Raw genomic sequence first — 25,206 nt, 5'->3', positions numbered from 1 at the left:
GATTTGTACGGCACCACCAGGCGTCGACTCCGAACCATGTCATCGAAGGAAGCTGAAGAAATGAATCGCAAGGCCACTCCTTTCATCGCGCTCGTCGCCGCGGCCACCGTCGCTGTGGCGCCCGTCGCCGGCGCCGGTGCTATCACCTCGGCATCGACGGCCCCTGTGGTAGGCGCAGCGGAGCTGCCGTCGCCTGCGCAGGTCCTGCAGTCCGTCTCAGGGGCGACCGGGGGTGCGTCCCTTCCCGCCGGTGTCGCCTCTGATGCCCAGGTTGCCAAGGTTGCTCCGCTGGTCGTCGTCACGGAGGAATCCGCGAAGCCCGCTGTCGCGTCCGCGCAGGACGCATCGTCCGAGCCGATCGCTCTGCCTTCGGTGCCGGCGGCGGTACAGTCCGCGCTCGATATCGCTGGACTTCCGGTGGCCGCCGTGTGGCGCGTCTTCCAGACTGGCAACGGGATCTACACCGTGTTCTACAAGCTCGCATTCAACACCATCCCGAATGCGCTACTGAAGGGGCAGTGGGGCTCGATCCCGACCGCCTTCGAGACCGCTGTCAAGGACTCCCTCACCTGGATCACGACCGGTGCGGGGCCGAAGGCTCCTGACGCGGGCACCACGCCCAAGGCCACAACTGCGCCCACGCCGAGCCCGTCCGTCGTTCCGCCGGTCATCACGAATGCGCTGAACGTCGCGGGTATTCCGGTTGCGACTGCCTGGGCGACCTTCCAGGCAGCGAACACCGTGTACACGAATTTCACCAGTCTCGTGAGTTCGGTGCCGAATGCCTTCATTTCGGGCAACTGGGGCAAGATTCCGACCCTCGTCATCGACGCGGTGTCCAAGTCGATCACGACGATCGTCGACTTCCCGGGCACGCAGATCGCGGCCGCTAAGGAGAAGATCGACAAGCTGATCGCGTCGGTGACCCCTGCCGCTGCAGTTTCGACGGTGACGCCCGCAAGCACGCCTTCCTTGACGAGCGTGGCTACGGCAGTGGCGGACGAGAATGCCGTGACGTCCGTGACCGACACGAAGCCGGGCGTTACCCAGCAGTCCACTGCGGAGCCGACGGCACCGGGGGCAGCGCCCGCCACGCGGACTACGGAGCAGACGAACCCGACGACGGCGGCGGTGAGCGAAACCCCGAAGCCGGCGCCCGAGCCGACGGAGACCAAGCCTGCGACGCCGACAGAGTCGAAACCCGCTGCGGCCGTGGAGACCACGCCGACGGCCTCGGCGGAGTCGAAGCCCACGGCCTCGGCGGAGCCGAAGCCGGCTGCGTCGGGGGAATCGAAGCCCACCGAGGCGGCCGCGAAGCCTGCCGCGGACTCCACGTCGACGGCTTCGGCCGCAGATACGGTGCCCACGGCGGAGGCTCCCGCAGTGGCTTCCGAGCGCACGTCGGGTTCGTCGAGTTCGGCGTCGGGGAGTGACGCCGACTCGTCGACCTCCGGTGCGGAGTGATCTCCCTGCCTCTCTGATCTCGGTCTTCACGCATCGCGCGTTCCGGCGTCTCGCCGGGCGCGCGATGCGTGTTTCCGGAGGTGCCCAGCCGAAAGTGCCTACTTCTGTTACAGCTTCCGCTGAGTGTTACAGACATGTTTCAACGGGCGTTTCGCACAGTTTGCAGCTGATATCTTCCTATCTCAATCGCCGGCGTCGCACGGCCGGCGAATGGAAAGGACTGGGTACATGACCCCAAGATTCACCCTCGCCGCGGCGGGCCTCGCGACTGCAGGCGCTGTGACCGCTGGCCTACTCATGCCTGCGACTGCGAGCGCCGACACCGTGATTCCGCTGCGAGACGCGACGCAGTCAGCGAAAGTCGGCTCCGGCTCGATCGTCATCACAGTGAAGGGGCAGCGCGCACGACTGTCGCCCGGCATGGTCGCACTGCCTACTACTCGCAACGCCTGGGTGTCGGGCACGGTCAGCGTCAAGGTGAACGGCGCTGAAGCGGATGGCGGGTCAATCGAGGCCGGATACGCGGTGGGTTGCCAGATCGACGTCGGGGACGCCTCCATCGATCTGGGTGCTGGCGCGGAGTCGGGAGCGACGTTCAACGATCCCGACGCGGGAACTGGCTTGTCACCGTCGATTAAGGGCACAACAGGTGGCTCGATCAAACTCGCCGCCGGCTCTGTGGGTACCCAGGCACTGACTTACGATCGAGCTACCTGGCCGAAGCCGGGCGACGAAGTCGCACCGGATTGGTACGCACCGTCCACCAGCTTCGACTTCACCGGTGCGAGCGGAAGCTTCACCTACAGCGACCAGACGATCGGCGTCGACGGTTGCGCGGGATATGCGCAGGCCCGTCTGTACGTCATCGCGAAGGCTGGCATCGGCAATTCCAAGGGCACGGTGATCCTCTGGGGCGCGCCCTTCACGCTCGGCTGAGCGGGCCGCACCGTCGGACCTGGAAACGAAAGCCGGCCTCCCCGAGCGGGGGGCCGGCTTCGTCGCGACACGGGTTCGAGCGGTGATTTCGCCTCCGCCGACTAAACGATCCGCGTCGATGGGGTGTGCACAGGCGCTTGAATGTGCTTGCGACAGGTGCGGCAGGGGATGGCGAGTTCCGAGTCGGGGATGGGGTGATCGCTTCACTCGGCCGGAGGTGCTCACGATCGCCAAGATGCTGGCGTTACCTCCGGGGACGGCATCGCCACCGTCTCAACTATTGACGCAATGCCCGCCGGCGAAAGTCCTCGTGATGGATATTCACATTCCACATGTAGTGATGATGTGTGCCGGATTTCCGACAATGCGGTGCGAACTTAAGTGAAACTTGCTTCGGCCTGCACGTGTCTAGTTTGGGAAGATTTAGTTATTCCATCATATGCTCAATCGTTGACGATATGATTACTGTCGCAATGGAATGAACTAGTAGATGGTGAGGCATATGAAGAAGATGCTGGTCTCGACCGGAGCAGCCTTGCTGCTCGTTGGTGGTGGCGCTGCCGCTGTCGTTCCCGCTGCGAATGCGAGCGGCCCGTGCACTCTGAGTAGCATGGTCACGGCTCATTGGGAGCCGTCGAAGTCATCGCCGTCTACCACCCTCTGGCCGGGTGAAGTGATCGACGTCAGCATGTTCACCGAACGGAATGATGAGGGGACGTGGACGAGGATTTCCGATGGTCCGTTCACGAGGTACGTCCTTGACTTCTGGGAGGCATTCAGCTGCAAGTAGGCTGTGTCGCCGCCCAACCTGTGGGAGTGCTGGGCCGAAATGAAACAGCGGACCGGATCTGTGTCAGGTGTCGCACTTGTTGACAGGTCGGACGGTGCCCCGAGAACGAAAGCCGGCCTCCCCGAGTGGGGAGGCCGGCTTTCGTCGTGGGTGGATCAGACCTGCGGCTTCTGCGAGGGGAACTGGCCCGTGGGCGGAAGCTCGGTGACGGAGTGCGCGCCGCCCTGGGGCTGCGATGCCTGTGCGGCGAGCAGGTCGCGGATCTCCACGAGCACATCCACCTCGTCCTCGGTGGCCGGACCGCTGGCGCGCTTCTTCAGCGTTTCGTACGGCAGGATCAGCACGAAGTACACCACGGCGGCGACGAGGATGAAGTTGATGGCGGCCGTGATCACCGCGCCGAAGTCGACGATGGTCTTGTCGTTGCCGTCCACGATCTGCCAGGCAAGGCCCTGCACGTCCTTGCCGCCGCCGATCGAGGCGACGAGCGGCTGCACGATGTTCTCGGTGAATGCGGTGACGATCGCGGTGAACGCGGCACCGACGACAACGGCGACCGCGAGGTCCAGCACGTTGCCCTTGAGGAGGAAGTCCTTGAATCCCTTGAGCATGTTCGAGTGTCCTTCGTGAGGTTGTAACGCCAGTGACGCGTGTTGCAATTTCGGACTTTATGCTAACGGTATGAATCGAATCCGCGCAGTGGACGCGGGCGTTTCGGCCGGTGTGATCTTGGCCGTCGGCGGCCTGGCCGCGGGGTGGTTCGGACTCGAACGCGCGGTGCCGACGCCACACACGCCCGTGAACGACTCTGCATATCGTGTTGGGAACGATTACGCCGGAGTCGATTTCCGCGCACCGTCGGGATGGGAGAAGGTGCCGTCCGGCCGGGCGGACGTCGTCCGCTTCGCCCACACCACCGGCAGCTCGCTGTCCGTGCGTCTCACCACGGGCATGACCGATTTCGACTCCGCCGCGCCGCGCCGACTGCGTGAGTTCGAGGCCGGCGGCGTCGACGCCCGCTTCACCGGCGACCTCCGTGGTGCGCGCTTCACCGGCCGCAGCTGCACCGCTTCCGGCGGCGGCCGGACGGGGGAGTGCGCGGTCGTCAGTCGGGACACGCTGCTGGTCACGGTGCTCACGCTCCGCCCGCCCGACGGTGCCGTGCCCGATCTGGCCGCGCTCGTGCGCTCGATGCGGGAGGTCTGATGCGACAGCGTATGACCACGATCTCCTTCGGGGTGTTCGTGGCGGGCCTGGTCTGCGGCGGCTACGTCCTCGCCCGCGACATGGTGCCGCGGTTCGCCGAGTCCGGCTCCGGCATCGCGGCGGCGCTGCCGATCATCGTGATCGCCGCCGCCCTCATCGCCGTGATCATCTGGGCGCTCGACCGGTCCCACGCCCAGGTCCGCAGCGCGTGGGCACTCGCCTTCGCCTGGGGTGCGATCGGCGCGTGCGGGCTGTCGTTGCAGATCAACGGCTTCGCCTCCGACGCCGTGAACGACGTGCTCGACGACCCGGACGCCACCCACTGGGGTGCCGCGCTCGTGGGCCCGCTCGATGAGGAGACCATCAAGGGCGCAGGCGTGGCCCTACTGCTCGTGATGTTCCGGGACCGGTTGCGCCGCCCGCTCCAGATCTTCGCCGTCGGCGGGTTCGCGGGCCTCGGGTTCCAGGTGGTCGAGAACCTCTCCTACGCGGTCACCTTCGCGCTGCGCGATGCGCAGTCCGACGTCGCCGGGGCGCTCACCGTGACGCTGATGCGGGCGCTGTTCGGCTTCCAGTCGCACTGGGTGTACACGGCGTTCTTCGCCCTCGGTCTCGCACTGATCCGCACGCGCGCGGCCCTGGCGGCGCTCGCCGTGGCGCTCTCCTACCTGATGCACTTCTGGTGGAACGCGCCCGGCGGCGACAACCCGATGATCGTGTTCGCGCTGATCCTGCTCAAGTGCGCCGTCACGCTCACCCTCCTGGGCGGTGCCTGGTGGTGGATGATCCTCGAGCAACGACGGTGGCTGCAGGGCGCGATCGGCACTCCCGAGGCGGCGGCGCTCGCCCCACCCGCCGAACTCGCCACGCTGCCCACCCGCGCCCAGCGCCGCGCCGGCCAGGAGTACCTGCGCTACTACTACGGCCCCGCGTTCGCCGAGGTCGCGCGCGAGCGACAGCTGTGGCTGATCCGCGAGCTGACCTACCGGGTCGGCTGATACTCATCGGAAGACCACCGACAGCGGCGAGCTGAGGGCGGCGGCGGCCACCGCGTGCGCCTCCGCCTCCGACATCGCGAGCATCGCCGTCCGCGCCTGCTGCCGCGTGGCCTGCGGCGCCGCGGCCACCGCCACCGTCGCCGACCGGGCCAGCACGGCGGGGGAGTCGTCCTTGCGCTGCGCCACCACGTCGACCACATCGCCCGCGCGCAGGAGGTCCATCGTGGCCGAGTCCTGCAGCGAGACCGGCACGAGCCGCGCTCCCGGGCGGATCTGCCCCGCGGTGCGGTCGGTGAGCACCCGGCGGCCGGTGAGGATCTCACCCGCGCCCACCGGCCCCGTCACGGACCGGCCGACGGCGTTGCCGGGACTGGTCAACGCGTCCTGTGGTGCGAGCTCCGCGGGGACGGTGCGCAGTGCCAGATCGTCGCCGGTGAGCCTGCCGCCCGGACCCAGCTCGCGAGCGGCGACCACCACCTGCGCCTGCGGCCCACTGGGCCGGCTGGTGAGCGCTACACCGAGGGCCAACACGGCCAACGCCGCGGCCGCCGCGCGGCGGGCCGTCAGCGTGCGCGCCCAACCCGGCCGCAGGGCGGCCCGGATCCGTTCCGCCCCGGTCGGTTGCAAGGAGTCCATGCCGGGACGCTACGACGGCGGACCGTCGGGACCGGGGCCGCGGACGGGCGCCTGTGGATAACCCCGAACCTGTGGAGGAACGCCCCGATCAGGCCTTCGGATCCTTGTAGTAGACGATCTGGTGCGTCGTGGCCAGGAGCGTGCCGTTCCGGCCCCAGAGCTGGCCGTACTGGTCGAAGTGACCGTGGCCGAAGCGGGCCGCGCGGGCGGTCGCGAGCAGGTAGTCCTCGCCCTGCTGCTCGAGGTCCGCGGGGCTCGCGTGGAAGTACGTCGTCAGCGAGATCGTCCCGGCAGGTACGTACGTGCCGCGACGCAGGAAGACGCGGGGGAAGAACGAGTCGGAGATCGAGGCGAGCGCCGGGTAGTCCAGGGCGCGCGCCGGCTTGTCCCGCAGCCACATGGTGGTCGTCGAGTCGTCCTGCGGACCGTCGAGCTCCAGGCTGCCCGCCACGAAGCGGGTCTCGTAGTTCTTGGCCCACTCCACGAACGGGGGCAGCGACAGCTCGGCGTAGTCCTCCGGGCCCTGCACGGGCGGGAAGGCCAGCTCCGTATCGCTCCAGGTGTCGCGGCGGGTGCCGAACACCGCGGTACCGGAGGCGACGGCACCGTCGTCCTGGTTGATCACGTACGTGAAGTGCTGATTGGTGCGGTTCGTGCGCAGCACCGTGACGGCGACGTCCCACGCGCCGTCCTTGATCGGGGCGGCGAAGTTGAGCGTGAGGCTCAGCGGGTGACCCTGCGCCTCGGGATGCGCCTGCAGCGCGGCGACCACGGTGGCGGCGGTGATCCCGCCGAACGGCCCGACCATGTTGTTGTACGCCGGGTGCGTGTGCGCGCGGAAACCGCCGTCGACGGGCTCGACGGCGGTCGCCTCGTCGAAGGCGTGGGTCATGAACCCGTGGTCGTGGCCTTGTCGGCCTTCGGCGCCGCGTCGGACTTCTTCTCCGACTTGGCCGTGGTATCGGCCTTGGAGCTGCGGGAATCGGTGCGGTAGAAGCCGCTGCCCTTGAACACGACGCCGACGGAGTTGAACAGCTTCCGCAGGGGACCGCCGCAGTTGGGGCACACGGTCAGCGGATCGTCGGAGAACGACTGCACGGCGTCGAAAGCCTCGCCGCACTCCTTGCACTGATACGAATAGGTAGGCACCTGCTGATTCTACCCCTCGAATTAGCACTCCTGCGATTCGAGTGCCAAGGATGTGAGCGGATACGATACCGCTATGACGGTTCCCTCCCCTGCGCGGCGGATCGTGGACGCGGCTCGTGAGGTGATCGCCGCGAACGGCATCCCCGGCGTCAGCATGGACCAGGTGGCCAAGCAGGCGCACGTCTCCCGCAGCACCCTGTACCGCATCTTCCCCAACCGCGATCAGCTGATCGCCCGCGTCGTGGCCATCGAGATCCGCACTCTGCGCCGCAAGCTCGACAAGACGATCGTCGGGTTCACGCCGCAGCAGACGCTGGTCGAGGTGTTCGTCCTCAGCATCGAACAGGCCGAGGCGAACATGGCCGTGTCCAAGGTGCTGGCCGCTGAGCCCGAGTACTTCCTGCGCATCCCGCGCGGCGTGTGGGACCTGCTCATCCAGGGCATCGTGATCCGGCTGCGCAACTCCGGCGCGGAACAGGACTACGCCGACCTGTGCTCCGTCGTCGACCTCATGCTCCGGATCACCGGCTCACTGCTGTCGAACTCGCCCACCGGGCTCGACATCAGCGACTCCGCCGCCCTGCGCGCCTACGGCGAGAAGTACATCACCCGCCTCCTGGTGTAGGCCTTCCGGGGAATTCGCGTTTCACGCGGATTCGAAGCCGGATTCGGCCTCGGTGCGGTTCTCGATGCTGATCTCCCGAGTCTTCCCGCGGTGACGGTCGGTCCGCACGATGTCGAGGATGTCATCGCGGACAGCGTCCCAGTTCGCGATCACATCCTGGTAGTCGATCCGCATCACGCGATAGCCGGCGCGCACGGCGATGCGATCACGCCGCAGGTCGGCGCGCCGCTGAGCGCCGCCGTGGTACTCCTCGCTGTCGCATTCGATGACCAGTTTCTCGCCGGCGAGGAGGTCGACGATGCCCCAGGGCAGCGGCACCTGCGACCGCGTCCTGATTCCGAGGCAGTGCAGGCGGTAGCGGGTGAGGGATTCGGTGCCCGAGCCCGCCTTCGGGTCAAGGAGGCCGAGTAGGCGACCGATCCGACGGGGTGCTCCGTCGAACGCCACGTGCAGGTCGTCGATGGTGACCGGATCGGGGAGGCGGAGTACCGAATCGAGCACGGCGACCAGGTTCTCGTCGCTCACGCAGTTCGCCGCGCACAGCAACGCCGTGTGGAGTGGATCGACGGCACGGATCGGCGACGGGAGCGTGCGGTACGCCCGACACTGCCTGTGCGTACGCCGGTGCTTGAGATGCCGGGGCCAGCGCAGATGTGTCCTGCCGCTGCCGGGCGGGACCCAGACCCCGGGGTAGTGGGGCAACGCCGAGACACAGGTGAGAGCGGCGCCGTTCTTCACCGCCGCCACCACGATCGGCTTCGCTCCGGGCACCGAGTACCAGCCGCGGCGGACGGCGGAGAGGACGCCCCGGCTCCGCAACCGCTCGATCTCCGCCGCATCGGCGCCGCGACGAATCAACGCCCGCCGGGAAACGACTCCACCGTCGGCGGCGGCCATCTGCTCGATCAATTCCAGTGTGGTCATGGGCCGATGATGGAGGCGGCGGGGGATGCCCCGGGGCTTCCGCGGCCCTGTCTGTGGAGAGAACTCGTTTCGTACCCAAACCTGTGGAGAACGCCGCCGCGAGCGATGTCGGGGATTTCGCGTCCCTCCTGGTCCCGAGGGAAAATCTCCCTCCGACAGCGCGCCGATGCGAATTCCTCGGCGACCTCAGAACGCCACCAGCCCCGCCGGCGTCACTGCGGCGTGCACCGGCACATCCGTGGGCTCCGACGGCAGCCAGTCGACCAGCTCCTCGTCGTAGACCACCGCGATCAACCGCGGCCCCGGCCGCAGCGACCGGTCGTAGTAGCCGGCACCGCGCCCCAGGCGCACTCCCGCGCGGGAGCAGCCCAACGCCGGCAGCAGCACTGTCGAGGCAGAGCTCACAGCATCGGCGCCCAGCCGCGGCCCCGCGGGTTCCAGCAACCCGAACGGCCCGGGGACGAGTGAGCCCGACCACGCCCAGTCGAGTGGCCCGGGCTCCGGCGGGGTCACCGGCAGCAGCACTTCCCGGTCCAGCACGAAGCCCGGCTCGGTGCCCACCGGAACGTACGCCGCGACCGTCTCACCCAGGTCCGACTCGGCCAGCACGGCGGTCAACGCCGCCGCGGCCTCCGTCCGCGCCTGGAGGCTCATCTGCGCGCGTCCGCGCCGGAACCGCGCGCGCCACGCGGCCTTCGATTCAGCGGTCACGCGGCGAACTCCCAGCCACTCGGATCGTTACCATCACGTGACCTAGCCTAAGGTGGGGGAATGACCACAGCGCCGTCCATCCCGAAGACCGCGATCGTCCCCGCGGCAGGCCTCGGTACCCGCTTCCTCCCCGCGACGAAGACGGTGCCGAAGGAACTCCTCCCCGTGGTCGACACCCCGGGCATCGAACTGGTGGCGGAGGAGGCAGCGGCCGCCGGCGCCGAGCGCCTCTGCATCGTGACCAGCCCGGGTAAGGACGGGGTCGTCGCCCACTTCGTCGAGGACCTGGTCCTCGAGGGCACCCTCGAGAAGCGCGGCAAGACCGCGATGCTCGACAAGGTGCGCCGCGCCCCGAACCTCATCCACGCCGAGGCCGTCGTCCAGGAGAAGCCGCTGGGCCTGGGCCACGCCGTGGCCTGCGTCGAGCCCGTCCTCGACCCCGAGGAGGACGCGGTCAGCGTCCTCCTGCCCGACGACCTGGTGCTGCCCAACGGTGTCCTCACCACGATGGCGAAGGTGCGGGAGAAGCGCGGCGGCTCCGTGCTCTGCGCGATCGAGGTCTCCCCGGAGCAGATCAGCAGCTACGGCGCCTTCGACGTCGAGATCGTGCCCGACGCCGCCAACCCCGACGTGCTCAAGGTCAACGGCATGGTCGAGAAGCCCAAGGCCGAGGACGCCCCGTCGAACTACGCGGCCGCCGGACGGTACCTGCTGGACCGGGCGATCTTCGACGCGCTGCGCCGCATCGACAAGGGCGCCGGCGGCGAGATCCAGCTGACCGACGCCATCGCCCTGCTCATCAGCGAGGGGCACCCCGTGCACGTCGTGGTGCACCGCGGAACCCGACACGACCTCGGAAATCCCGGTGGCTACCTCAAGGCTGCGGTTGACTTGGCGTTGGACCGTGACGACTACGGCCCCGACCTGCGCGAGTGGCTGCAGGATCGCCTGAACCGAGACTGACGCACCGAGGAGGCCGAGAGCATGCGCTCCGTGGAGGACCATCTGGCACGGGTCACGGCGGCGGCGGTCGCCCCGCGGCCGGTGCGCGTGGGCATCTCCGAGGCGCAGGGCCTCATGTGCGCGGAGGAAGTGGTCGTCGAGAACGCCCTCCCGGCGTTCGACCAGGCCGCGATCGACGGTTACGCCGTGCGCTCGGTCGACGTGGCCTCCGCCGGCGACACCGACGAGGAGACCGGCGAGCAGATCATCGTGAGCCTGCCCGTGGTCGGCGAGGTGCGCGCGGGCAACCGCCAGCCCATCCGGCTGCAGCCGGGCCAGGCGGTCAAGGTCGAGACCGGCGCGCCGCTGCCGACCCTCGCCGACGCCGTCCTCCCCGACAAGTGGACCGACGGTGGCCTGTCGAAAGTCCGCGTCGGGCACTCGGTCCGGTCCGGGCAGTACGTCCGCCGCACCGGTGACGACGTGCAGCCCGGCGACGTGGCCGTGCGCCGCGGTACCGTCGTCGGCCCCGCACAGGTGGGCCTGCTCGCCGCCGTCGGGCGCGACAAGGTGCTGGTGCACCCGCGGCCGCGGGTCGCCGTGATCTCCGTGGGCCGCGAGCTCGTCGACATCGACCGCGACACCGGCGCCGGGCAGGTGTACGACGTGGCCTCCTACGCGCTGGCCGCCGCCGCCCGCGACTGCGGCGCCGAGGTGCACCGCGTGGGCATCGTCACCACCGACGGGGTGCGCGAGGCCGTCGAGGCGCAGCTGCAGCGGTCCGAGGTGGTCATCGTGACCTCCGCGCTCGGCGGCAGTGCGTCCGACGACATCACCGCCGCGCTGGCCGAGCTCGGCGACCTCGCGGTCGAGCGGATCGCGATGCACCCCGCATCCGTCCAGGGCTTCGGCACCCTCGGCGCCGACCAGGTGCCCACCTTCCTGCTGCCCTCGAACCCGATGAGCGCGCTGGTCGCCTTCGAGGTCATGGTGCGGCCGCTGATCCGCATCGCGCTCGGCAAGCGGCAGCCGATGCGCCGGCTGGTGACCGCGAAGAGCGCCGCCTCGCACCAGTCGCCGGCGGGCCGCCGCGAATACGTCCGCGGTCAGCTCATGCGCGACGAGGACACCGGCGAGTTCATGGTCGCGCCGATCCCCGACAACGGCTCCCACCTGCTGGTGAGCCTCGCCGAGGCGAACTGTCTGATCGTCGTGGACCCGGAGGTCACCGAGGTCCGCGCGGGCGACGACGTGGTCGTCGCCTTCCTCGCCCAGCGCGGCTGACGTGTTCTTCGGAGCGGACTGGCAGGTCGAACTCGGGCCCCTCACCACCGCCGCGGGCGTCGTGCGGCTGCGGCCCATCCGCGCCCGCGACGGCCGGCAGTGGTCACGGCTGCGGCTGCTCAACCGGGCCGAACTGGAACCCTGGGAACCGTCGGGCGAGGTGAACTGGCAGCGCCGGCACGCGGCGTCGCAGTGGCAGCCGCTGTGCGCGTCGCTGCGCTCGCAGGCCCGGTCCGGCACCATCGTGCCCCTCGTCATCGAGGTCGACGGTGCCTACGCCGGCCAGATCACCATCGGGAACATCACGCGCGGGCAGTTGCAGAGCGCCTGGGTCGGGTACTGGGTGGACCGGCGGGTGACGGGCCGCGGGGTCGCGACGACGGCGGTCGCGCTCGCCGTCGACCACTGCTTCGGGCCGTTGCGCCTGCACCGCGTGGACGCGACCGTGCGTCCCGAGAACACCGGATCGCGTGCCGTGCTCCGCAATTCGGGATTCCGCGAGGAGGGGCTCCTGCGCCGGTACCTGCACGTCGACGGTGCCTGGCGGGACCACCTGCTCGTCGCGATCACGGCCGAGGAGGTCGCGGATTCGATGGTCGCGCGGCTGGTCCGGTCGGGCCGCGCCCGGTTCTGACCCGTGTGACTGAAGTGACTGTTTGAGATTTTTGGGGTTTGGCTTCGGCGCGTCGGGCGCGCTGATTCGCGCAGTTGAAATAGCCTTCTAGGCGACTTACACGGATGTGATCCGTGCTCGCTGATTGCCGGAGGGAGCCGACATGATCCCGCAGACACTGCTCTGGGTGGGGCTGATCGTCGCGTGGCTGGTGGTACTCGTTCCGATGCTCGCGGCGCGGCACCCCAAGGTGAACCAGGTGTCGGACGCGACGCTGAAGACGCGCCTGCTGCACCGCGGTGGTTCCGCCACGCGCGCCGTGCGGCGGCGCATCCGGCCGGCGGCCACCGTCGCCGAGGAGCGCGCGACCGAGGATGCGGAGCTCGATGAGGTCGAGGACCTCGAGGACGGGCGGATCGTGTTGGGCAGGACCGCCGACCGCGCCGCCGACGACGACGTCGATCTCGTCGACGAGGACGCCGACGCGCACGCCTACGTCGACTCCGACGTCGACGACCTGCACGGCTCCAGCCCGATGGACGGCGATACCACCCCGATCCCCACGGTCGAGCGGGCCGCGATGGCCGCGCGGGCGAAGATCGTCGACCTCGATCACCTGGACGCTCCCGTCGTGTCCGACGCGGGCGACGAGGCCGCCGCGCCGGAGTCCGCGCCGATCGTGCGGCGCGTGACCGCGCCGGCCGAGCCCGCCGAGGAGCCGGTCGAGCCCGTCGGCGAACCGGTCGAGGAGCCGGCCGCCGAGGTCGAGGACGACCTCGAGGGTCAGGATGAGCAGAACGACGAGGCCGCCGAGTACGACGAGGCCGACGAGATCGTCGACGAGGGCGACGAGGTGCCCGCGGACGAGCAGCTGACCGAGGAGTTCGATCCCGTCGAGCGCCCGGCCGCCGAGCTCGCCGAGGACCTGGACGCCGAGCCGCGTCGCCGCCGCGGCGGCTACGACCCGGAGAACGACGCCCGGCTCACCGAGGCGCGGTTCCGGTTCCGCCAGCGCGTGACCCTGGTGCTGGGCGTGCTCGCCGTGGTCGCGCTCGGCGCGGGCCTGATGAACGTCCCCTTCGCCTGGTACGGCCTCGGCGCGGTGGTACTCGCGCTGGTCGTCTACCTCGCCTACCTGCGCCGGACGGTGCGGATCGAGACCGAGATCCGGCGCCGCCGGATGGCGCGCCTGGAGCGGGCGAGGCGCGAGCGCGCCCGCGAGGCCGAGGTGCGCGACGGGGTGCCGGCGCACCTGCGCCGCGGCGGCTGCATCGTCATGGAGATCGACGACGAGGACCCCGCCTTCGACCACCTGCCGCGCTACCGGGCCGAGGAGTTCGACTTCCTCGATCGCCCCGCTGACCTGCGGGAACCGTACGAGCGCAAGGTCGGTTAACAGTTTCGCCGCGGGGCTTGCTAAGGTATTCGAGTTCCGCAAGGGGCTATAGCGCAGTTGGTAGCGCGCCTCGTTCGCATCGAGGAGGTCAGGGGTTCGATTCCCCTTAGCTCCACAGAGGAGACCGCAGATCGGGCGGGGTTCTGAGACATCAGAACCCCGCCCGATCTCGTTTCCGGGCCGCCCGTGACGGTGGGCTCGCGGTAGCGTGAAGTCCCCGCCCGACAGCAGGAGGCCCACCGTCATGTTCACCAAGAAGGGCGACGCCGCCGTCCTCGCGAAGCTCCGCGCCATGCCCGCGCCGTACGACGGGATCGGGGAGCGCCTGCACGCGATCATCCGCGAGAACGCGCCCGGACTCGAGCCGGTGGTGCGCTGGGGCCTGCCGTTCTACGTCGGCGGCGGCGAGGACGTCTGCTACATCAAACCGGGCAAGGACTACGTCGCCTTCGGCTTCGGCGAGACCGTCAACCCGGCCTTCGAGGAGGGCGCGACGATGCATCCCATCGTCTGGAACGTCACGGCGCTGGACGCCGAGACCGAGGCGCGGATCGCGGCCCTGGTCGCGAAGGCCGTCGCCTGACGGCGGCCCGTCGGCCATGACCCCGCTCGATCAGCTGCGGCGCTGGGAGGACTCCGGCGGCACCTGGACGGTGTTGAGCCGCACCGACGAGCGGGCGGTCGTGGCCCTGCTCCGGTGCGACGGCGGCGAGATCGTCGACCGCCTCGAGTCCGGCGACGCCGCCCTCCTCGCCTACCTGACCGCGGGGCCCGACGGGGCCTGACGTCGACGGCCCGTCGCGTGTCAGGCCGCGACGATGCTGCGCTTGGCCAGCCCCATCCAGAACCCGTCGATGGGTTCCGCGGGCGCCGCCTCGGGGTCCGTCGCCGCGCCGAGCGTGACGAACAGGGGCGCGAAGTGCTCGATCCGCGGGTGCGCGTAGGGCATCCCCGGTGCCTCCTCCCGGAACCGCATGAGCCCGTCCACATCCCCGGCGGCGAATCGCTCGTGCGCCCAGGCGTCGAACTCGACCGACCAGCCGGGCGCGACGGCGTCGGCGCTCGGGTCGGTGAGGAAGGGCAGGCCGTGGGTGGTGAACCCGGATCCGATGATCATCACGCCCTCCTCGCGGAGTTCCGCGAGCCGCCGCCCCAGCCCGAACAGCGCCTCGGGTTCGAGCGTGGGGAGCGAGACCTGCAGCGTCGGGATGTCCGCGTCGGGGTACATCACGGTGAGCGGCACGTACGCGCCGTGATCGAGCCGGCGGCGCGCATCCCGGTGCACGGGCTGATCGTCGGGAGCCATGGCCGCGATCCGGTCCGCCAGCTCGGGTGCGCCGGGGGAGGGGTAGACGGTGCGGTAGTACCGCTCGGGGAAGCCGCCGAAGTCGTAGGTGAGCGGGACGCGGGAATCCGTGGCGCCCACCGTGAGCGGCGCGGCCTCCCAGTGCGCGGAGACCACGAGGATCTGCTCGGGCCGCGGCAACTCGGCGGCGAGCCCGCGCAGCTGCGCGACCCACCGTTCGTCGTCGACGAGCGGCGGCGCGCCGTGGCTGAGGAAGAGCGCGGGCATCGTGGTCATGAATTCCCTCCCGGGGGATCGAGCGCGTGCGTCAGGGACGGTCCGCCGTGGTCATCGCCGTCTCCACGGCCTCGGCCAGCCGCAGGACGGCGTCGGCCACGTCGGCGCCGGCGGGGGTGAGGCGGTACTCGGTGTGCGGCGGATTGGTGCCCGCGGAGTACCGGCTGACCAGTCCGTCGTCCACGAGCGAGCGCAGCGTCTGCGTGAGCATGCGATCGCTGATGCCCTCGACCTGGCGGCGGATCTCGCCGAACCGCTGCGGCTCGGTGCGCAGGCGCCCCAGGACGAGCGCACCCCACCGTCCGGTGACGTGCGCGAACACGGCACGCGACGGGCAGTCCTTCGCGAAGACGTCGAAATCGGCCATGGCGGAAAACCTTACACGTACGGAACTATTGCGCTTACGAATCGTCTGTGCTTCTATGGTACCGGCACAAGCTTGAAGCTTCAACCATCTTAGGAGATCGCATGGTCAAGAAACTGGTCACCGCCCAGTTCACCCTCCTGACGGTCGCCCGGGTCATCCTCGGCGTCGTCTTCTTCGCCCACGGCTGGCAGAAGGTCGTGACCAACGGCCTCAGCGCCACGGGCAAGGCCTTCGAGGGCATGGGCGTCCCCGCGCCCACCCTGTCCGCCTGGTTCGCGGGCCTCGCCGAGCTCGTCGGCGGCGCGCTGCTCATCGTCGGCTTCGCCGTCCCGATCGTCGCGGTCGTGCTCATCGTCGACATGCTGGGCGCCATCTTCACCGTGCACCTCGACAACGGCTTCTTCGCGGCGAACCCGGGCGGCGGCATCGAGCTGCCGCTCGTGCTCATCGCGGGCCTGCTCGCCGTGGCCGCCGTCCCGCAGACCTCGCTGGGCGTCGACGCGCTGCTGCTCAAGAACAAGCTGGAGGAGGCGAAGTGAGGATCACCGTCTTCGGCGCGTCCGGCTACTCGGGCGGCCACATCACCACCGAGGCCCTGTCCCGCGGCATCGAGGTCGTCGGCGTCGCCCGCGACGTCGCCAAGGTCCCGGCCGGCGCCACCGCCGAGGCCGGCGACGTGACCGATTCCGCCTTCGTCGCCCGCGCCGTCGAGGGCGCCGCCGTCATCGTCTCCGCACTGCCGACCGCGGCACCGTCGGGCACCGGCACGGACCTGCCGACCGCCCTGGCGGCCCTGGTCACCGCGGCCCGCGCCACCGGCGCCCGCCTCGGCGTCGTCGGCGGCGCCGGCAGCCTGCTGGTCGCCGAGGGCGGCCCCAAGCTGGTCGACACCCCGTCGTTCCCCGACGAGGTCAAGCCGATCGCCCAGGAGCACGACCGCGCGCTCGACTACCTGCGCACGGTCGACGACGTGGACTGGTTCTACCTGAGCCCCGCCGCGAGCTACGGCTCCTTCAACCCCGGCGAGAAGCGCGGCACCTTCCGCACGAGCGGCGACGTGCTGCTCACCGACGCCGAGGGGAACTCCGAGATCTCCGGCGCCGATTACGCCACCGCCTTCGTCGACGAGATCCTCACCCCGGCGCACGAGCGGCAGCGGTTCTCCGTCGCCTACTGATCGGACGCGGCCCGCGCCGCGCCGTCGTATCCTCGGCTCAAGAAGCGAGCACAGGGGGTGTGATGGCGCGGCGCGAACCCGTCTACGAGGTGGTCCAGGTCCTGGCGAAGGGCATCCTGCGCGCGCAGGGCCTGCAGGTGGACTGGCGGGGGCTGGAGAACATCCCGGCCGAGGGCGGGGTCCTGCTCGCGGTCAATCACACCAGCTACGTCGACTTCCTCGAGGCCGGCCTCGCCGCCCGCCGCGCCGGACGCTGGCCCCGCTACATGCTCAAGGCCGAGCTCAAGAAGATCCGCATCATGGCCTTCCTCATCAAGCACTGCGGCGCCATCGGCGTGGACCGCGAGCACGGCGCCGAGAGCTACCACGAGGCCGTCGCCGCGCTGGAGGCCGGCGAGGCAGTCATCGTCTACCCCGAGGCCACCATCAGCCGCAGCTTCGAACTGAAGGAGTTCAAGTCCGGCGCGGCCCGCATGTCCATCGAGGCCGGCGTGCCGATCGTCCCCGTCATCGTCTGGGGCACACAGCGCATCTGGTCCAAGGGAACGCAGCGGCGCATCGGCCGGCACCGCTACCCCGTCGTCGTGCAGGCCGGTCCCGCGCTCCTGCCCGACGGTGACGACCCCGCCGCCCTGACGGCCCGGTTGCGCACCGCGATGGCCGAGGCCCTCGCCGACGCGCAGCGCGGATTCCCCGCTCCGGCGGGGGAGGACTGGGTGCCCGCCCGGCTCGGCGGCGGTGCTCCTCCGCCCGACGAGGCGCTGCGGCTCGAACAGGAGGAATTCGCACGTCGGAAGGCGAAAAGGGAGGCGAAGCGCCAGGCCGGCGCCAGCTGAGCCTCCGCCTATGGTGTGCAGGACGGGCGGTTGGTAGGTTTGCCGGGATCGTTCATGAGCGAGGAGGAGACATGACGCAGCCGCCGAATTTCCCTGGTGACAATCAGGGCGGCTACCCGCAGAACCCGCAGGATCCGCAGCAGGGCGGATATCAGCCGGGGGGCTACCCGCAGCAGCCCCAACCGGGCTACGGACAGGGTGGATACCCGCCGCCGCCCGCCGGCGGTTTCCCGCCGCCGCAGGACCCGGGATACGGCCAGGGCGGCCAGGGTTTTCCTCCTCCGCAGGGCGGACAGGGCTTCCCGCCCCCGCCGCAGGGTGGCTTCCCGCCGCCTCCTCCCGGCGGCTTCGGTGGCCCGCAGTTCGGCGGCCAGCCTCCCTTCAACATCGGTGACGCCTTCTCCTGGGCGTGGAACAAGTTCAGCAAGAACGCCGGTTCGGTCGTGGTCGCGGGCCTGATCTACGGCGTGATCCTCTACGTCGTCATCGGCATCGCGTACGCGCTTCTTCTCGGCGGCCTGTTCGCCACCAGCGACACCACGTACGACCCGGACACGAACACGTACACGGCCGACAACGTCTCGGTCGTCGCGAGCCTGGGCGGCACCCTGCTGTTCATGATTCTCGTGTTCGTGGTGCAGTACCTCATCAACACCGCACTGCTCTCGGGGCTGCTCGACCTCGCGGACGGCAAGCAGGTGTCGGTCGGCTCCTTCTTCAAGCCGCGCAACACCGGCGCCGCCCTTCTCACTGCCCTCGTCGTGTCGATCGTCGTCGCCGTCGGCTCCATCCTCTGCCTGATCCCCGGCCTCGTCGCCTCATGGCTGTTCATGTTCGCGCTCGTCGCGACCATCGACCGGAACCTGGCACTCGGCGACACGCTGCGCACCAGCTTCGAGACTGCGAAGAACAACGCGGGCAACTCGCTGCTCGTCTGGCTGCTCACCTCGCTCATCATGGGGATCTGCATCCTGATCACGCTGCCCTTCGGCCTGCTCGTGATCGTGTACACGTGGCGCAGCTTCTCCGGCGGTCAGCTGGCTCCCGCCACCCCCTGACGGACACGCCGCCGAACAACGCCGCGGGGCCCGCTCACCGAACTGGTGAGCGGGCCCTCGTGTTGTGCCGTTAAATGGGGTGCGACCGCAAAGGGGCGCTCCCGCGCCCCCGGCTGCAGGGAGGGATCCGTGACACAACCACCGAACTATCCGGGCGACGACCACACCGAAGGGGTGCCGCCGCAGGGAGGCGTTCCCCCGCAGCCCGGGCAGGGGTTCCCGCCCCCGGCAGGAGGCTTCCCGCAGGCCGGTCAGCCGGGGTACGGACAGCCCGGTCAGCCCGCGTACGGTCAGCCCGGATACGGCCAGCCCGGTTACCCCGCTCCGCCGCAGGCCCGATTCAACCTCGGCGATGCGATCTCCTGGGCGTGGAACAAGTTCACCAAGAACGCCGCCGCGCTCATCGTTCCGATCCTCGTCTACGCGATCGCGCTGGTCGCCACCTCCGCGCTCGCGTACTTCCTCATCGGCCAGTTCGGCGTCGCCGACGTGACGGAGGAAGCCGACGGCACGACCACCGTGGACCTCACCGCGGCGGGCAGCGTCGCCTCGGTGATCTTCTCGTTCGTGTTCGCGCTCGTGGCCTACGCCTGCCTGGTCGCGTACATCTCGGGCCTGTTGGACATCGCCGACGGCAAGCAGGTCGGCATCGGTTCGTTCTTCGCGCCGCGCAACGCCGGGCCGGCGATGCTCACCGCGTTCCTCCTGGCGCTGCTCACCAGCCTCGTCTCGGCCATCCCGTACGTGGGCTTCATCGTCTCCGTCGTCGTCGGCCTGGTCACGCTGTTCGTCCTGCCGGCCGTCGTCGACCGCACGCTCGGCGTCGGCGAGGGATTCAAGCAGGGCTTCGCCGTCTTCCAGAAGGACGTGGGCAATTCGATCCTCGTGTACATCGTCACGTCCCTGATGGTGATCGTCGGCACGGCGCTTTGCGGCGTCGGCGTCCTGGTCGCCGCCCCGGTCGCATCGCTCGTGGTGATCAACGCGTACCGCCTGATCTCCGGCGGCCGGGTCGCGCCGCCGACCCCGTAGCCGGCGCGTATCGAGAAGGAGTGGGGCCGTGGCCGATACCCGGAAGATCGCGATCGTCGGAGCAGGCGTCATCGGCCTGTCGTGGGCCGAGCTCGCCCGCGCGCACGGCTGGCGCGTCTCCTTCACCGACCCCCGGCCCGACCTCGCGGAGCTGGTCGCGAAGGAGTTCCCCGGCGACGCGCAGGTGGAGGTCGCCGCCGACCTCGCCGCGGCCGTCGCGGACGCGGATCTCGTACAGGAGAACGGCCCGGAACGGCTGCCCATCAAGCAGGACCTGTTCGCGCAGATCGTCGCCGCGGCCCCTGCCGGCGCGGTTCTCGCGACGTCGAGCTCCTCGATCCCCGCGACGCCGATCGCCGCGGACCTCGACGATCCGTCGCGGGTGATCGTGGGCCACCCGTTCAACCCGCCCGCCCTCATGCCGCTCGTCGAGGTGGTGCCGGGGGAGCGGACGAGTGAGGAGACCGTGCAGCGGGCCGTCGCCCTGTATCGCGACCTGGGGCGTGCGCCGGTGGTGCTGCGCAAGGAGATCCAGGGTTTCGTCGCCAATCGGTTGCAGGTCGCCATCAGCCGCGAGGCCCGCTACCTCGTCGAGAACGGCGTGGTGACCGTCGAGGACCTCGACGTCGCCCTGAGCAACTCGCTCGGCCTGCGCTGGGCGGCGACCGGCCTCTTCGAGGGCAACGCGCTGGGCGGCGGCCCCGAGGGCGCGCGGCACCTGTTCACCGGGATCGGGGCCCAGGTCGGCGCGATCCCGCTCGGCTCGCCGTCGACGACCCCCGAAGCGACGGAGGCGCTCATCGAGAAGATCGACGCGGCGTACGGCACGGGGCAGGAGAACTACGAGCGCCTGCTCCAGCGGCGCGACCGCCGCACCCGCGCCGTGCTCGACGCGCTGCGGTCGGTGGACGACGGGGCCTGACCGCCCCCGCTCGGCGGCGCGGCCGCGTCAGCGCAGGAAGTTCAGGACCGCCCGCGCGAACGCGGCCGACGACTCGCGGTGCACCGTGTGCCCGCCGCGCAGCTCGGCGTACTCGCCGCGGGGAAGCGCGTCGGCGACGAGGCGCAGGTACTCGGGGCGCAGGAAGTCCCGCGGGCCGCCGGAGATCACGAGCGTCTCCTGCGGCGTCGCGGCCAGCCGGTCCCACCACGCCGGATCGGGCCGGAACTGCGGCGAGACCGAGTCCATCATCGTCTTGTCGAAGCGCGACAGGGCGCCCGGCGTCTGCACCACCTGTTTGAGCCCCAGCCACACCCGGCGCGGCGACAGCGGCAGGTCCATGGTCTCCGCGATCTGCCCCTCCTCGAGCGCCACCGGCGGCATCTCCTCCAGGACGAGCCGGCGGACACCGCCGGGCAGGCGCCACGCGAGTCGCAGCGCCGCCTGGCCCCCGAGCGAGTGCCCGACGACGTCGAAGGTCTCCAGCCCGACGTGCCGGGCCACCCGTTCGGCGTCCTCGGCGAGCTCGTCGAGCAGGTACTCGGGGCTGTGATCGCTGCGACCGTGGCCGCGCTGGTCGTACGTCACGGTGTCGCGGCCGGCGACGTGCAGCGCGCGGACGGTGCGCCGCCACGTCCGGTGGTCGGCGGCCATGCCGTGGATGAGCAGCACCGGCGGGCCCGCGGGCGCCGGCGCGCGGCGGTGCTGCGCCGCCAGGCGCACGCCGCCGGCGGTGATGGTCTCCTCGCGCATCAGCTCATGGTGCCAGCAGATCACGCCAGCCCGTAGCTCAGCGCGACGCACACGGCCGTGCCCGCGACGATGCTGAGCACCGCGTTGCGCCGCCACAGGTGCGCCAGCGCGACGCCCGCGACGCCCGCGAGCTGCGGGAGCCCGTGTGTCGGGGCCGCGTAGTCCACCTGCGCCATGCAGTAGACGGCGAGCACCACCACGGCGCCCGCGGGCATCCACCGCCCGAAGTCCGCGAGCAGGGGCGAGTCCCGGAGCACCGAGGCCAGGCCGAAGGGTGCGAGCCGCAGCGCGACGGTGACCGCCGCCGCGATCGCGATCCCCGCCAGCAGGTAGCCGGTGCTAGGCATGCGCCGCCTCCTTCGCGGTCCGGCGGGCCACGACGTGCCGCACCACCAGCGCCCCGGCGAAACCGCCCATCGCGACGAGCAGCATCGCCGCGGGTGCGGCGGCCAGCGCGACCGCGCACGCGGCGAGCGCCAGCGCCAGCGTCGTGCGGTCCGGGTGCGCGTCCATCGCGAGCACCACGAACAGTGCCGTGAGCACGAAGTCGACGCCGGGCACGTCGCGCAGGAAGGCGCCGCCCGCGAGCCCGCCCACCAGCGAGCCCGCGACCCACGCCACGTGCAGGCCGATCTGGGTGCGCAGGATCATCTTTCCGGTCATCGTGGCCGACGGTGCCGTGCTCACCAGGGCGTAGGCCTCGTCGGTGAGCGCGTACACGCCGTAGGCCCTCCCGACGCGGCTGCGGATCCGGTCCAGTGGGAAGGTGAGGCCGTAGAACAGGTGCCGCGAGTTCACGAGGAAGGTGGTGGCGGCGATCGCGGCGAGCGGCGTCGCCGCGGCCAGCAGGCCGGCGAGTAGGAACTCGACCGAGCCCGCGTACACCGCCATCGACAGCACCGGCGCGATCCACCACGGCAGGCCGTTGCCCGTGACCACCACGCCGAGGCCGATGCCGAGCACGAACAGGCCCAGCTGCACCACGGCGACCTTCGACGGAACTCCCATGGGAACAATTCTATTTCGCACTGCGCGCAATGTGCTTGCGTGAATGGGCCAATAGATGGCTGATGTGGCAATATTCCGCGTGTGGATGCACTCGATCGAGCAATCATCGATGAGTTGGTGCGGGACGGGCGGCTCACCAACCAGGAGCTGGCGCAGCGCGTGGGCCTCACGCCCGCGCCCTGCCTGCGGCGCGTCCGCCGCCTGGAGGCGGACGGCGTGATCACCGGCTACACCGCCGTCCTCGACCCGGCGGCGCTGGGCCGCGGCTTCGAGGTCGTCATCAACGCCGACCTCGGCGCCAACGACCGCGCGTCGGTGGAGGCGTTCGAGGCGCGGATCGCCTCCTTCGACGAGGTCATCGAGGTGCGGCGCATGTTCGGCCTGCCGGACTACCTGATCCGCGTGCGCGTCGCCGACCTCGCGACCTACGAGCGCTGGGTCACCACGCACCTCATGGGCGACCCGGCGATCGTCCGCGTGGACTCGCGGATGACGATGAAGGTGGTCAAGTGAGCGATCTGGAGGTCGCGCAGCGCGTCGTCGACGGTGCCCTCCCGGGCGCGACCGTCGAGCCGCTCCTGGTTAGCGAGAACGCCACCTTCCGGGTGCGCGGCGGGCCGCGGCCGGCGGTACTGCGGTTGCACCGGCCCGGATACGTCGGCGATGCGGCGATCGCCTCCGAGCTGGCGTGGATCTCCGCCCTGCGCCGCGATACTGCGGTGCCCGTCGTGGAGCCGCTGAGCGGGGTCCTCGTCGATCGGCAGACGGGGCGCCGCGCGGTGCTGTTCGCGGAGCTCCCCGGTGGTCCCGTGCCCGACGAGGCCCTCGACGCCGCGCACTTCGCTGCGCTCGGCGAGATCGCCGCGGTCTTCCACGACCACGCGCAGAGCTGGTCCCGCCCAGCGGGGTTCGAGCGCTTCGCGTGGGGCCTGCCGGAGACGATCGGCGCCCGCCCGCGCTGGGGATCGTGGCGCGACGGACTGGCCGTGGGGGAGGCGCACCGTCGGGCGATAGAGCCGGCGGCCGACCGCGCGGCCGAACGGATCGACGGCTTCGGCGCCGGTGCCGATCGGTTCGGCCTCATCCACGGCGACCTGCGCGCCGCCAACCTCATCACGCCCGGCACCGGCTTCACGGTCATCGACTTCGACGACGCCGGGTTCGGCTGGCACCTCTTCGAGTTCGCGGCCGCGGCGTCCTTCGTCGAGACCGATCCGCGGCTGCCGGAGTGGGCGGCGGCGTGGACCGCCGCGTACCGGCACCGTCGGGCGCTCCCCGAGGCGCACGCCGCGCTCCTGCCCGATTTCGTGCTGCTGCGGCGGCTGCAGCTGCTCGGCTGGCTCGGCACGCACGGGCATGCACTGGAGGCGGATCCCGGATTCGCCGACGGCACCGCCGAACTGGCGCAGGCGTACCTCGCCGGGCGGCTACTCTCGAGCGCGTGAGCTTCTCGGAATCGGTCGCCGCGCACGTCGTGCGCTACGGCGGCACCTTCGCGCCCCTGCCCATCGACCGCGCCGCGGGCACCTACGTGTACTCGGGGGAGCGGCGCTGGCTCGACTTCACCTCCGGCCAGATGAGCGCCATTCTGGGACACAGTCATCCGGCGATCGTGGAGACCGTGCAGCGGGAGATCGCCACGCTCGACCACCTGTTCTCGGGGATGCTCTCGCCGCAGGTGGTGACCCTGGCGGAGCGGCTCGCGGCCACGCTGCCGGAGCCGCTGAGCCACGTGCTGCAGCTGACCACGGGCGCCGAGTCCAACGAGGCCGCTCTGCGGATGGCCAAGCTGTACACGGGCAGGCACGAGATCGTCAGCTTCTCGAAGTCCTGGCACGGCATGACCGCCGGCGCCGCGGCAGCGACGTACTCGTCGGGACACAAGGGGTACGGGCCGACCACGCCGGGCAACTTCGCGCTGCCCACGCCGAACGCCTACCGCTCGCGGTTCGTCTCCCCGGACGGGAAGTACGACTGGGAGTCGGAGCTGGACTTCGGTTTCGAGCTCATCGACGCGCAGTCCACCGGCTCGCTCGCGGCGTGCCTGGTGGAGCCGATCCTCAGCTCGGGCGGCGTCATCGACGTGCCGGTCGGCTACCTCGCGGCGCTCAAGCGCAAGTGCGAGGAGCGGGGCATGCTGCTCATCGTCGACGAGGCCCAGACCGGCCTCTGGCGCACCGGCGCCGCCTACGCCTTCGAGCGCGACGGGATCGTGCCCGACATCCTGACGCTCTCGAAGACGCTCGGCGCGGGCCTGCCGATCGCGGCGGTCGTGACCTCGGCGGAGATCGAGCGGGTCTGCCACGAGCGGGGATTCCTGTTCTTCACCACGCACGTCAGCGACCCGATGGTCGCGGCCGTCGCGACGACGGTGCTGGACGTGCTGGGCGACGGGGCCGCCGACGGCGTCGCGCGGGACGTCGCCGCCCGCGGGGCGCGGCTGCGCGCCGGGCTCGACGAGCTGGCGCAGCGCCACGAGGCCATCGGCGACGTGCGCGGCCGCGGCCTCATGCAGGGCATCGAGCTGGTCCGCGACCGCGAGTCGAAGGAGCCGGCGAACGAGCTGGGCCTGGCGGTCACGCAGCGCTGCTACGACCGCGGCCTGCACATGAACGTGGTGCAGCTGCCGGGCATGGGCTCGATCTTCCGGATCGCGCCGCCGCTCACGGCCTCCGACACCGAGATCGACGAGGGGCTGGAGATCCTCGACGGGGCGCTGCGGGGGTAACCCCCGGAGGCCCGGCGGAAAAAATTTTCGGCGGGACCGATGAGTTCCGGT

General features: G+C 70.4%; 31 protein-coding genes and 1 tRNA gene. 21 read left to right on the top strand and 11 right to left on the bottom strand.

Going from position 1 to position 25,206, the window contains the following annotated elements; translation table 11 throughout:
* Window positions 1-36: 36 nt before the first annotated feature.
* A complete protein-coding gene (locus ELY19_RS03050) occupies window positions 37-1,464 on the top strand; it encodes a hypothetical protein (protein WP_126194888.1) in 1,428 nt (475 codons plus the stop codon).
* A gap of 228 nt (window positions 1,465-1,692) precedes the next feature.
* A complete protein-coding gene (locus ELY19_RS03045) occupies window positions 1,693-2,400 on the top strand; it encodes an MspA family porin (RefSeq protein WP_126194887.1) in 708 nt (235 codons plus the stop codon).
* Between the two features lie 945 nt (window positions 2,401-3,345).
* On the opposite strand, the gene mscL is transcribed toward ELY19_RS03045, so the two are convergent.
* Entirely contained in the window at window positions 3,346-3,801 is a 456-nt protein-coding gene (mscL, locus tag ELY19_RS03040) for a large-conductance mechanosensitive channel protein MscL (RefSeq protein WP_126194886.1), read from the bottom strand.
* Between the two features lie 70 nt (window positions 3,802-3,871).
* Between mscL and ELY19_RS03035 the strand changes: the two genes are divergently transcribed.
* Together ELY19_RS03035 and ELY19_RS03030 are read left to right on the top strand one after the other, a co-directional pair.
* The gene (locus ELY19_RS03035; RefSeq protein ID WP_126194885.1) at window positions 3,872-4,396 is read left to right on the top strand and encodes a hypothetical protein; all 525 of its coding nucleotides are present in this window, start codon (window positions 3,872-3,874) and stop codon (window positions 4,394-4,396) included.
* A gap of 11 nt (window positions 4,397-4,407) precedes the next feature.
* Window positions 4,408-5,394, top strand: a complete 987-nt coding sequence (locus tag ELY19_RS03030; protein ID WP_164711495.1) for a PrsW family intramembrane metalloprotease — start codon at window positions 4,408-4,410, stop codon at window positions 5,392-5,394.
* A gap of 3 nt (window positions 5,395-5,397) precedes the next feature.
* Here ELY19_RS03030 and ELY19_RS03025 read toward each other — a convergent pair whose 3' ends face one another.
* The 3 genes from ELY19_RS03025 to ELY19_RS03015 form a co-directional block, all read right to left on the bottom strand.
* Window positions 5,398-6,030 (bottom strand): SAF domain-containing protein, encoded by a 633-nt coding sequence (locus ELY19_RS03025; protein ID WP_126194883.1) that lies wholly within the window; start codon window positions 6,028-6,030, stop codon window positions 5,398-5,400.
* Window positions 6,031-6,118: 88 nt separating this feature from the next.
* Window positions 6,119-6,922 carry an acyl-CoA thioesterase gene (locus ELY19_RS03020; RefSeq protein ID WP_126194882.1) on the bottom strand — a complete coding sequence of 268 codons (804 nt, stop codon included), beginning with the start codon at window positions 6,920-6,922 and terminating at the stop codon, window positions 6,119-6,121.
* Window positions 6,919-7,179, bottom strand: coding sequence for an FmdB family zinc ribbon protein (locus ELY19_RS03015; protein WP_126194881.1), 261 nt, complete (start codon window positions 7,177-7,179; stop codon window positions 6,919-6,921). The genes ELY19_RS03020 and ELY19_RS03015 overlap by 4 nt, the downstream gene beginning before the upstream one ends.
* A 73-nt stretch (window positions 7,180-7,252) precedes the next feature.
* On the opposite strand from ELY19_RS03015, the gene ELY19_RS03010 reads away from it, so the two are divergent.
* Entirely contained in the window at window positions 7,253-7,804 is a 552-nt protein-coding gene (locus ELY19_RS03010; RefSeq protein ID WP_126194880.1) for a TetR/AcrR family transcriptional regulator, read from the top strand.
* 21 nt (window positions 7,805-7,825) lie between these two features.
* On the opposite strand, the gene ELY19_RS03005 is transcribed toward ELY19_RS03010, so the two are convergent.
* Window positions 7,826-8,728: a type IV toxin-antitoxin system AbiEi family antitoxin domain-containing protein gene (locus tag ELY19_RS03005; RefSeq protein ID WP_126194879.1), complete on the bottom strand. Its 903-nt coding sequence runs from the start codon at window positions 8,726-8,728 to the stop codon at window positions 7,826-7,828.
* 186 nt (window positions 8,729-8,914) lie between these two features.
* Complete coding sequence (locus ELY19_RS03000; RefSeq protein ID WP_227967146.1) at window positions 8,915-9,439, bottom strand: 5-formyltetrahydrofolate cyclo-ligase; 525 nt, start codon at window positions 9,437-9,439, stop codon at window positions 8,915-8,917.
* Window positions 9,440-9,499: 60 nt separating this feature from the next.
* On the opposite strand from ELY19_RS03000, the gene ELY19_RS02995 reads away from it, so the two are divergent.
* The 7 genes from ELY19_RS02995 to ELY19_RS02965 all read left to right on the top strand — a co-directional run bounded on the left by ELY19_RS02995 (window position 9,500) and on the right by ELY19_RS02965 (window position 14,459).
* Window positions 9,500-10,402, top strand: a complete 903-nt coding sequence (locus tag ELY19_RS02995; RefSeq protein ID WP_126194877.1) for a UTP--glucose-1-phosphate uridylyltransferase — start codon at window positions 9,500-9,502, stop codon at window positions 10,400-10,402.
* Between the two features lie 21 nt (window positions 10,403-10,423).
* Window positions 10,424-11,665, top strand: a complete 1,242-nt coding sequence (gene glp / locus ELY19_RS02990) for a molybdotransferase-like divisome protein Glp (protein WP_126194876.1) — start codon at window positions 10,424-10,426, stop codon at window positions 11,663-11,665.
* Window position 11,666: 1 nt separating this feature from the next.
* A complete protein-coding gene (locus ELY19_RS02985; protein WP_126194875.1) occupies window positions 11,667-12,299 on the top strand; it encodes a GNAT family N-acetyltransferase in 633 nt (210 codons plus the stop codon).
* Window positions 12,300-12,441: 142 nt separating this feature from the next.
* Complete coding sequence (gene sepX / locus ELY19_RS02980; protein WP_126194874.1) at window positions 12,442-13,674, top strand: divisome protein SepX/GlpR; 1,233 nt, start codon at window positions 12,442-12,444, stop codon at window positions 13,672-13,674.
* A 42-nt stretch (window positions 13,675-13,716) separates the two neighbouring features.
* A tRNA-Ala gene (locus ELY19_RS02975) sits at window positions 13,717-13,789 on the top strand.
* Window positions 13,790-13,918: 129 nt separating this feature from the next.
* The gene (locus ELY19_RS02970; RefSeq protein ID WP_126194873.1) at window positions 13,919-14,257 is read left to right on the top strand and encodes a DUF1801 domain-containing protein; all 339 of its coding nucleotides are present in this window, start codon (window positions 13,919-13,921) and stop codon (window positions 14,255-14,257) included.
* A gap of 16 nt (window positions 14,258-14,273) precedes the next feature.
* Window positions 14,274-14,459, top strand: coding sequence for a hypothetical protein (locus ELY19_RS02965; protein WP_126194872.1), 186 nt, complete (start codon window positions 14,274-14,276; stop codon window positions 14,457-14,459).
* 20 nt (window positions 14,460-14,479) lie between these two features.
* Here the strand turns inward: ELY19_RS02965 and ELY19_RS02960 are convergent, their stop codons facing one another.
* Window positions 14,480-15,256: a dioxygenase family protein gene (locus tag ELY19_RS02960; protein WP_126194871.1), complete on the bottom strand. Its 777-nt coding sequence runs from the start codon at window positions 15,254-15,256 to the stop codon at window positions 14,480-14,482.
* Between the two features lie 31 nt (window positions 15,257-15,287).
* Window positions 15,288-15,623 (bottom strand): winged helix-turn-helix transcriptional regulator, encoded by a 336-nt coding sequence (locus ELY19_RS02955; protein ID WP_126194870.1) that lies wholly within the window; start codon window positions 15,621-15,623, stop codon window positions 15,288-15,290.
* A gap of 101 nt (window positions 15,624-15,724) precedes the next feature.
* On the opposite strand from ELY19_RS02955, the gene ELY19_RS02950 reads away from it, so the two are divergent.
* From ELY19_RS02950 to ELY19_RS02925, 6 genes are all read left to right on the top strand, one after another.
* Window positions 15,725-16,162, top strand: a complete 438-nt coding sequence (locus ELY19_RS02950) for a DoxX family protein (protein ID WP_126194869.1) — start codon at window positions 15,725-15,727, stop codon at window positions 16,160-16,162.
* The gene (locus ELY19_RS02945; protein ID WP_126194868.1) at window positions 16,159-16,800 is read left to right on the top strand and encodes an NAD(P)-dependent oxidoreductase; all 642 of its coding nucleotides are present in this window, start codon (window positions 16,159-16,161) and stop codon (window positions 16,798-16,800) included. The genes ELY19_RS02950 and ELY19_RS02945 overlap by 4 nt, the downstream gene beginning before the upstream one ends.
* 62 nt (window positions 16,801-16,862) lie before the next feature.
* Window positions 16,863-17,636: a lysophospholipid acyltransferase family protein gene (locus tag ELY19_RS02940; protein WP_126194867.1), complete on the top strand. Its 774-nt coding sequence runs from the start codon at window positions 16,863-16,865 to the stop codon at window positions 17,634-17,636.
* Window positions 17,637-17,707: 71 nt separating this feature from the next.
* A complete protein-coding gene (locus ELY19_RS02935; protein WP_126194866.1) occupies window positions 17,708-18,694 on the top strand; it encodes a hypothetical protein in 987 nt (328 codons plus the stop codon).
* A 129-nt stretch (window positions 18,695-18,823) separates the two neighbouring features.
* Window positions 18,824-19,726 (top strand): hypothetical protein, encoded by a 903-nt coding sequence (locus ELY19_RS02930; RefSeq protein ID WP_126194865.1) that lies wholly within the window; start codon window positions 18,824-18,826, stop codon window positions 19,724-19,726.
* A gap of 28 nt (window positions 19,727-19,754) precedes the next feature.
* On the top strand, window positions 19,755-20,648 hold the full coding sequence (locus tag ELY19_RS02925) for a 3-hydroxyacyl-CoA dehydrogenase NAD-binding domain-containing protein (RefSeq protein WP_126194864.1): 894 nt from the start codon (window positions 19,755-19,757) through the stop codon (window positions 20,646-20,648).
* A gap of 27 nt (window positions 20,649-20,675) precedes the next feature.
* Here the strand turns inward: ELY19_RS02925 and ELY19_RS02920 are convergent, their stop codons facing one another.
* From ELY19_RS02920 to ELY19_RS02910, 3 genes are read right to left on the bottom strand one after another with little or no spacing between them, the layout of a single operon-like run.
* Window positions 20,676-21,419 (bottom strand): alpha/beta fold hydrolase, encoded by a 744-nt coding sequence (locus ELY19_RS02920; RefSeq protein WP_126194863.1) that lies wholly within the window; start codon window positions 21,417-21,419, stop codon window positions 20,676-20,678.
* A 20-nt stretch (window positions 21,420-21,439) separates the two neighbouring features.
* Window positions 21,440-21,766, bottom strand: a complete 327-nt coding sequence (locus ELY19_RS02915) for a branched-chain amino acid transport AzlD family protein (protein WP_126194862.1) — start codon at window positions 21,764-21,766, stop codon at window positions 21,440-21,442.
* Window positions 21,759-22,427, bottom strand: coding sequence for an AzlC family ABC transporter permease (locus tag ELY19_RS02910; RefSeq protein ID WP_126194861.1), 669 nt, complete (start codon window positions 22,425-22,427; stop codon window positions 21,759-21,761). Before ELY19_RS02910 ends, ELY19_RS02915 begins: the two co-directional genes overlap by 8 nt.
* 81 nt (window positions 22,428-22,508) lie before the next feature.
* On the opposite strand from ELY19_RS02910, the gene ELY19_RS02905 reads away from it, so the two are divergent.
* From ELY19_RS02905 to ELY19_RS02895, 3 genes are read left to right on the top strand one after another with little or no spacing between them, the layout of a single operon-like run.
* On the top strand, window positions 22,509-22,940 hold the full coding sequence (locus ELY19_RS02905) for an Lrp/AsnC family transcriptional regulator (protein ID WP_126194860.1): 432 nt from the start codon (window positions 22,509-22,511) through the stop codon (window positions 22,938-22,940).
* Entirely contained in the window at window positions 22,937-23,872 is a 936-nt protein-coding gene (locus ELY19_RS02900; RefSeq protein ID WP_164711494.1) for a phosphotransferase enzyme family protein, read from the top strand. Before ELY19_RS02905 ends, ELY19_RS02900 begins: the two co-directional genes overlap by 4 nt.
* A complete protein-coding gene (locus tag ELY19_RS02895) occupies window positions 23,869-25,155 on the top strand; it encodes an aspartate aminotransferase family protein (RefSeq protein ID WP_126194858.1) in 1,287 nt (428 codons plus the stop codon). Before ELY19_RS02900 ends, ELY19_RS02895 begins: the two co-directional genes overlap by 4 nt.
* Window positions 25,156-25,206: the final 51 nt, after the last annotated feature.

The organism is Tsukamurella paurometabola (assembly GCF_900631615.1).
Taxonomy (GTDB): domain Bacteria; phylum Actinomycetota; class Actinomycetes; order Mycobacteriales; family Mycobacteriaceae; genus Tsukamurella; species Tsukamurella paurometabola_A.
This window is presented reverse-complemented; position numbering and strand designations above follow the sequence as displayed.